Raw genomic sequence first — 2,072 nt, 5'->3', positions numbered from 1 at the left:
TTAGTTCTCAGGGTAGCAACACTTACAGAAGCAAGAAAAAAACTTAGTAACCAAGTTAAAGTGAATTTAAGTGATATAGGCATCAACTTTCCGATAAAAATATAACGCCCCATTAAGAGGCAAATGATAGTTGGCTAAAATAAGCGACGAAGGAGCAAATAGCCAACTGTTATTTGTCCTGCTTGAATGGCTTGTTATGTGTTTTTGAACCGTTGCATCAAATATATACCGCCAACTATGGTTCCAAAAGGAAAGCTTAGCAAAATAATTATAGAAAGAGGTAAAGCAATTTTATGAACAGTTTTACTTTGCTTAAGTAGATAAATACCACAAAGCCAAGCTAAAAAGTTTACTACCAATAATATATTTATAAGTAGAATTAAAAACGTTGGTAATGAATCAAGGTTTGAAAGTTGCGATATACCTAATATGTATACAAATAGAAATGCACATGTAGCAACTGCTCCGTAAATGGTAAACGCCCAGCCCGATATTTTAAATTGATTATCCATAATACTTATAATTCTCCATGATTAAGAAACACATAACGCCCTATTAAGCGGCAAATAATAGTTGGCTAAAATTGCGAGGAACGAAGCTAGCCAACTGTTATTTGTCCGTTTGAATTGCTTGTTAGGTGAAGTTTGTTTGTAAATACAAAACCTTAAAGCAAACACTAAAAGTTAATCTTACATTCGCCACCTTATAAACACAACTGCTAGATTTTGACCCACAACACCAAAATTTTATAAGCAAATACGCAAGGACATTTTGTCTTTAATAATGCCCGCAGACGTTATTTGCGAAAGTGACGTAGAACTTGGCGAAACACACTGAAACCACTTTTATTAAACACAAACACAGAACAAAAATGGGCAAATACTTTTAACAATTAAAACGAAGTGGCGATTACACCTAACGCCCCATTAAGAGGCTTTTAATTGTTGGCTAAAATGTGAAGCGGAGCGGAACCTAGCCAACTGTTAAAAGTCCTGCTTGAATGGCTTGTTATGTTTACTTACTTTTAGCCTTATTGATTGAGCGTTTTACAGCTTTAACTTGACCTTCACATTCTTGACGGGCATCTCCATCCATATCAGAACATTTCCTCGATTTTTTACTAGTAATTATAATTGCTTCGATGAGCGCTGCTGATTTGCACACAGGATCATTACAATTATTATTTGCAGGATAAGGCCTTGAACTACAACCTGATAAATAAACACAAAAAATTAAAATGTAAATCCATTTCATACTGACTCCTCGCCACTAGCGATGTAAACATAACGCCCCATTAAGAGGCAAATGATTGTTGGCTAAAATAAGCGACGAAGGAGTAAGTAGCCAACTGTTATTTGTCCTGCTTGAATGGCTTGTTATACGTACTATTGCTCGGTTTGTTTTTTTATTGATTTATTCAGAGCATCAACTTGTTCTTGCTTCCTTTTACGACAATCGACTCTATCTTGAGCGTGTCCCTGTTCACATTTTAAGGATGCTCCATCATGTCCTGTTACAGCAGATACGCCTGTATAAACAGCTTGTTGAAATGTGCTACATGCAGAAAGAAGCAAAAGTAAAATAAAAGATAAATATTTCATTGAAACTGAATCCTTTTGGTACGTATAACGCCCCATTAAGAGGCAAATAATGGTTGGCTAAAATAAGCGACGAAGGAGCAAATAGCCAACTGTTATTTGTCCTGCTTGAATGGCTTGTTATGTTGATTTTCAATAGATTTTTTGATTGCATTTACTTGTTGGACACATTTTTGTTTAGCTGTTCCAACTTTATCTAAACATTTCACATTATCTGACTTTATTGGCATAGAACCCAAAAAATGCTTGCAGTTACCTCCTGAACCATCAGGTTTAGGATAAGCACAACACCCACTTAAAAAGAAAAAGACAGTTAAATATATATATTTATGCATCAGTATATCCTTATCAACATAACGCCCATATTAAGCGGCAAAAATTAGTTGGCTAAAATGTTGAACGAAGTGAAAACAGCCAACTGTTTTTTGTCCGTTTGAATTGCTTGTTAGGTTAAATTTATTATAAAACCAGTTA

Annotated in this window: 4 protein-coding genes; all 4 read right to left on the bottom strand. The window is 34.9% G+C overall.

Annotated elements, in window-relative coordinates; all coding sequences use genetic code 11:
- Window positions 1–194: 194 nt before the first annotated feature.
- A complete protein-coding gene (locus H4J39_RS08840; protein WP_182224283.1) occupies window positions 195–512 on the bottom strand; it encodes a hypothetical protein in 318 nt (105 codons plus the stop codon).
- 502 nt (window positions 513–1,014) lie between these two features.
- Window positions 1,015–1,254, bottom strand: coding sequence for a hypothetical protein (locus tag H4J39_RS08835; RefSeq protein ID WP_182227495.1), 240 nt, complete (start codon window positions 1,252–1,254; stop codon window positions 1,015–1,017).
- A gap of 131 nt (window positions 1,255–1,385) precedes the next feature.
- On the bottom strand, window positions 1,386–1,601 hold the full coding sequence (locus H4J39_RS08830; RefSeq protein ID WP_182227493.1) for a hypothetical protein: 216 nt from the start codon (window positions 1,599–1,601) through the stop codon (window positions 1,386–1,388).
- Between the two features lie 92 nt (window positions 1,602–1,693).
- A complete protein-coding gene (locus H4J39_RS08825; RefSeq protein ID WP_182227491.1) occupies window positions 1,694–1,933 on the bottom strand; it encodes a hypothetical protein in 240 nt (79 codons plus the stop codon).
- Window positions 1,934–2,072 lie beyond the last annotated feature (139 nt).

It is taken from the genome of Colwellia sp. Bg11-12 (assembly GCF_014076955.1).
Taxonomy (GTDB): domain Bacteria; phylum Pseudomonadota; class Gammaproteobacteria; order Enterobacterales; family Alteromonadaceae; genus Colwellia_A.
The sequence above is the reverse complement of the archived record's forward strand: the minus strand, read 5'-3'. Positions and strand labels throughout refer to the sequence as shown.